The sequence below is a fragment of the Nonomuraea fuscirosea genome (assembly GCF_003001935.1).
Classification (GTDB): Bacteria; Actinomycetota; Actinomycetes; order Streptosporangiales; family Streptosporangiaceae; genus Nonomuraea; species Nonomuraea fuscirosea.
In genome coordinates this window covers 1-5,000 of the sequence record NZ_PVNG01000072.1, presented here as the reverse complement: position 1 = coordinate 5,000, position 5,000 = coordinate 1, and the positions used below count along the sequence as shown (strand labels likewise).

The 5,000-nt window shown below is 70.7% G+C and carries 5 protein-coding genes; 3 read left to right on the top strand and 2 right to left on the bottom strand.

Going from position 1 to position 5,000, the window contains the following annotated elements:
* Nucleotides 1-227: 227 nt before the first annotated feature.
* From B0I32_RS56020 to B0I32_RS56010, 3 genes are read left to right on the top strand one after another with little or no spacing between them, the layout of a single operon-like run.
* Nucleotides 228-695, top strand: coding sequence for a group II truncated hemoglobin (locus tag B0I32_RS56020; RefSeq protein ID WP_106253652.1), 468 nt, complete (start codon nucleotides 228-230; stop codon nucleotides 693-695).
* Nucleotides 696-713: 18 nt separating this feature from the next.
* Nucleotides 714-3,197, top strand: coding sequence for an ATP-binding protein (locus B0I32_RS56015; protein WP_106253650.1), 2,484 nt, complete (start codon nucleotides 714-716; stop codon nucleotides 3,195-3,197).
* Nucleotides 3,194-3,874, top strand: a complete 681-nt coding sequence (locus tag B0I32_RS56010; protein WP_106253648.1) for a response regulator — start codon at nucleotides 3,194-3,196, stop codon at nucleotides 3,872-3,874. The genes B0I32_RS56015 and B0I32_RS56010 overlap by 4 nt, the downstream gene beginning before the upstream one ends.
* Before the next feature lie 90 nt (nucleotides 3,875-3,964).
* Here the strand turns inward: B0I32_RS56010 and B0I32_RS61345 are convergent, their stop codons facing one another.
* Both B0I32_RS61345 and B0I32_RS56000 read right to left on the bottom strand, forming a co-directional pair.
* Nucleotides 3,965-4,093, bottom strand: a complete 129-nt coding sequence (locus tag B0I32_RS61345; protein WP_281262700.1) for a hypothetical protein — start codon at nucleotides 4,091-4,093, stop codon at nucleotides 3,965-3,967.
* 113 nt (nucleotides 4,094-4,206) lie between these two features.
* Nucleotides 4,207-4,605 (bottom strand): hypothetical protein, encoded by a 399-nt coding sequence (locus B0I32_RS56000; protein ID WP_106253654.1) that lies wholly within the window; start codon nucleotides 4,603-4,605, stop codon nucleotides 4,207-4,209.
* Nucleotides 4,606-5,000: the final 395 nt, after the last annotated feature.

Below are 5,000 nucleotides of genomic sequence, written 5' to 3'. Positions count from 1 at the left end.
TCATGACCGCGATGGTTGCCTATGTCCCGAGACACACTCTGTTGAAGTTTCCTATGTCTTGCGACATGGGTTTCCTATGTCCTGAACCAGCACACTGTCCCCGCTACCAAAGAGAATCCCCGGTCGCCGGATCATCCGGCGGCCGGGGATTTTTCGTGTGCCCGTCTCGAAACGACTGTCCCGATCAGGCCTTGTTCCGTGACCCGTGGTGGTGATTACATCATTACATGGCTGATGAGACAGTTCCCACCCTTGACGAATGGGCCGGCGGCGCCGAGGCGCTGGAGCGGCTGACCGAGGTGTTCTACCGCAGCGTCCTGAAAGACGACCTGATCGGGCCGTTGTTCGCACACATGGATGCCGACCATCCGAAGTTCGTCGCGATGTGGCTCAGCGAGGTCTTCGGCGGGCCCGACCGCTACACCCGCGAACGCGGCGGCTATCCCCACATGCTCCGCCACCACATCGGCAAGGCCATCACCGAGCCGCAGCGGCGCAGATGGGTGAGCCTGCTCATGGACGCGGCCGACGAGGTCGCTCTGCCCGACGACCCCGAGTTCAGGGCTGCGTTCGTGGGTTACATCGAGTGGGGCACCCGGCTGGCCAGGTCCAACTCCCAGCCCGGCGCGACGCCGCCCACCGAGGCGCCGGTGCCGCGCTGGGGCTGGGGAGTGGCGCCGCCGTACCAGCCATAGCCCCATTAACGTGGAGGAATGGAAGGCAGGCCCCGAGGGCGGCTGCGCGTTCACCTGGGCGTGGCGCCCGGAGCGGGCACGACGTACGCCATGGTCAGCGAGGCGCGCCGCGCCCGCGACCGGGGTGAGGACGTCGTCGTGGGCATCGTCGAGACCCACGGCCGCGCCGCGACCGCCCGCCTCCTCGACGGCCTGGAGGTCCTGCCCCGGCGGACCGTGCCGTACCAGGGGACGACGTTCACCGAGCTGAACCTTGATGCGGTCATCGAGCGCGCCCCCGCGCTCGTCCTGATCGACGAGCTGGCCCACACCAACGTCCCCGGCTCGCGCCACGCCAAGCGCTGGCAGGACGTGACCGCGATCCTCGACGCCGGGATCGACGTCGTCTCCACCGTCGGCGTCCAGCACCTCGCATCGCTGAACGACGCGGTCGAGCGGATCACGGGGGTGCGGCAGGGGGAGACCGTGCCGGATGAGGTGGTGCGGGGGGCCGAGCGGATCGAGCTGATCGACCTGCCGCCCGAGGCGCGGCGCCGGCGGCCGGCCCACGGCGACCAGGCGGACCCGGCGCCGGCCGAGTACTTTCACCCCGGCCACCTGACCGCTCTGCGGGAGCTCGCCCGGCGCTGGCTGGCGGACGACGATCGGCGCAACCTCGATCCGACCGGCGGGCGGATCGGCCTCCCGGGTGCGCGTTCGGGCGAGACGCGTGAGCGGGTGGTGGTCGCGCTCACCGGCGGGCCGGAGGGCGACACGCTCGTACGGCGGGCGGCCCGCATCGCCGCCAGAGGCAAGAACGTCGACCTGCTGGCCGTGCACGTCACCAACGCCGCCGGGCCGCCGGGCGGCGACCCCGCCACCCTGGTACGCCAGCGCGCCCTGGTCGAGACCCTGGGCGGCACCTACCACCAGGTGGTCGGCGACGACGTGCCGCGGGCGCTGCTGGAGTTCGCCCGTGGCGTACGCGCCACCCAGCTCGTGCTCGGCGCGTCGCGGCGGAGGTGGCCGTTCGCCCGCGGGGTCGGTGCGACGACCTCGGCGCTGTCGGGCACGATCGACGTCCACATCGTGCCGCACGAGGCCACCGGCATGGGCCGCCGCCTGACCCGGCCGGGAGCCGCGCTGACGCGGACGCGGAGGCTGTCGGGCTGGGCGCTGGCGCTGCTCGGGATGCCGCTGCTGGCGGCCGTACTCGTGCCGCTGGGCCTGTCGCTGCCTAGCGAGCTGCTGCTCTTCCTGCTGCTCGTCGTGGCCGCCGCCATGGCGGGCGGCATGTGGCCCGCGCTGGCGGCGGCGGTGTTCGCGTTCGGGCTGCTCAACTGGTTCTTCACGCCGCCGGTGCGCACCCTGATCGTCGCCAGGCCGGAGAACGTGCTCGCGCTGGTCATCTTCGTCCTGGTGGCCGTCATGGTCAGCACGGTCGTGGACCTGGCGGCCAGGCGCAGCAGGGAGGCGGCGCGCTCGCGGGCCGACGCCGAGGTGCTGTCCACGCTGGCGGGCCACGTGCTGCGGGGCGAGTCGGCGCTGCCGTCGCTGCTGGCCAGGACGCGGGAGACGTTCGGGCTGAGCGCGGTGACCCTGCTCGAACGGAGCGACGACCCGGGCGAGTGGCGGGTCGTGGCCACGTCGGGAGGGATGCCCGCCACCGGCCCGGGATCGGCCGACACCGACGTCGCGGTCGACGACCGGCTCGTGCTGGCCGCACGCGGGCGTCCGCTGGAGGCGAACGAGCGCAAGGTGCTGGAGGCGTTCGGGGCGCAGGCGGCGGTGGCGCTGCGGCAGCAGCGGTTGCGCGAGGTCGCCGACCGGGCCGGGCCGCTGGCCGAGGTCGACCGCATGCGGACCGCGCTGCTCGCCGCCGTCGGCCACGATCTGCGTACGCCGCTCGCCTCGGCGCGGGCGGCGGTCGAGAGCCTGCGCAGTACGGACGTCACCTGGACCGAGGCGGACCGCGGCGAACTGCTCGCCACCGCCGACGAGTCGCTGATCAAGCTGAACCGCCTCGTGTCCAACCTGCTCGACATGAGCCGCCTCCAGGCCGGAGCGCTCGGCGTGCGGCTCGAACCGGTGGCGATCGAGGACGTCCTGCCGCACGCCGTGGACGACCTCGGCCCCCTGCGCGACCGCCTCGAAGTCGACATACCGCCCGGCCTGCCCGAGATCTCGGCCGACCCGGCCCTGCTGGAACGCGTCCTCGTCAACCTGATCACGAACGCCGTGCGCCACAGCCCCGGCGGCGAACCCGTACGTCTCACCGCCGGCTCTGACGACGGTGACGTGCAGATCCGCGTCATCGACCGGGGTCCCGGCATTCCCGTCGAAGCGCATGAAAGAGTGTTCCTGCCCTTCCAGCGGCTCGGCGACCGCGACAACCACGCGGGAGTCGGACTTGGACTGGCGCTCTCACGCGGTCTCACGGAGGCGATGGGCGGCACGCTCACGCCGCGGGACACGCCAGGAGGAGGACTGACCATGACCATCTCGCTGCGGCGGGCCTCATGACGCGCGTGCTCGTGGTGGACGACGAGCCGCAGATCCTGCGCGCCCTGCGCGTCAACCTGGCCGCCAGGCAGTACGAGGTCGCGGTGGCGCCCGACGGCGGCACCGCCCTGCGCCAGTCCGCCGAGTGGCACCCCGACCTCGTCATCCTCGACCTCGGCCTGCCCGACCTCGACGGCGTGGAGGTCATCCAGGGCCTGCGCGGCTGGACCACCGTGCCGATCATCGTCCTGTCCGGGCGGGCGGACAGCACCGACAAGGTGGACGCGCTCGACGCCGGCGCCGACGACTACGTGACGAAGCCGTTCAGCATCGACGAACTGCTCGCGCGGGTGCGCGCGGTGACGCGCCGCACGGGTCAGCAGGACGAGGAGAACGCGACGGTACGGGTGGGCGACCACGTCGTCGACCTCGCCGACAAGACGGTCTCGGGCGGGGTGCACCTGACGCCCACGGAGTGGCACTTCCTGGAGCTGCTGGTACGCAATCCCGGCAAGCTGATCAGCCAGCGGCAGCTGCTCACCGAGGTGTGGGGGAGCGCGTACCTCAAGGAGACGCACTACCTGCGCCAGTACATGGCCCAACTGCGGCGCAAACTCGAACGGGACCCGGCGCATCCCGTGCAGCTGCTGACGGAGCCGGGAATGGGTTACCGCTTCCAGCCGGCGCCACCGGAGTGACGCGGACCCTGCTGCTGGAGTGACGCAGGCCCGATTCGGGCTATCCGGCCGGCTTCAGGCCCTGCAGCCGGCCGGCTGGGCTGGCTGGCTTCAGACCCTGCCACCGGCCAGTCTGAACGCCTTCTGCACGGCCCAGCCCAGGAGCAGAAGACCGAAGACGACCTGCACGACGCGCATCCAGAGGGAAGAGCCCTGGTCCGCGTAAATCACGATGCCCACCCACATCAGGCCAAATAGCCCGACCAAGATGATTGCCAACCAGTTCAGCCCCCGCTGCCACATATGCGAAGTCTTACAGGCGATGCGCCAAGGGGAGGTATGCCCGGAGTCGTCTACCGGCGAAGGGTGCGGCCGGTGCCGACGCAGCGGCGCAGGCGCATGCCGCGCGGACGTCGCGGGGCCGGCTCCTCCAGGCAGGCGAGCAACGCGGCCGCCGCACGCGCGTCGGAGAGGATGCGCTGCACGGCCTCCCCGTCCTCCGGCAGCTGACCGCGCTCGGCCAGCTCGTGCTTCAGGAACGCCAGCGGCTCCGCCTCGCCGACGGTGTCCGCCGCCACCGTCGCGCGGGCGGCCGTGAGCAGGCGCAGGTAATGGGTGCGCAGAACGGCCTCGCGCATGCGCGCGTGTTCGAGGTCGTCGATCAGAGTCCTGGCGATGCGCAGCAGGTCACCCGCGTGGGTCGCCTCGTCGGCGAGGAACGCGCGAATGTCGTCGAACTCCGACCGGGTCATGGCCGCCACCTCCGAGAGCGCAGTCTGCTCGTACGTACTTCGTACGTGAGAACGATTGCGGTTGACTTGCCATCGACTTGCGAGCGGGGAGGTCGTCCAGGTGGCGGACGGCTGAGGTTTGAGGGTCAGGTGGTGAGGGGAGAACCCTCCGATTACCTGAGTCGGCCGAAGTGGGCGCGCCAGGCTGCTAGAGTTGCTTCGCGCAGGGCGGCCAAGAGGTTCCTAGAGCCTCGGAAGATGCCCGGCAAATCCCACGATCTTCAGGGTCGTCCTTCGATGGTTACAGACCACTTCGGATGAGCTGGTAAGTTAGAGGGGTTGTCTCCGAAAGGGGGCAGAGCTTAATTCCCGCAGGTCGAGCGAGTCCGGTCAATTTGACAGAGACTTGAACGGCT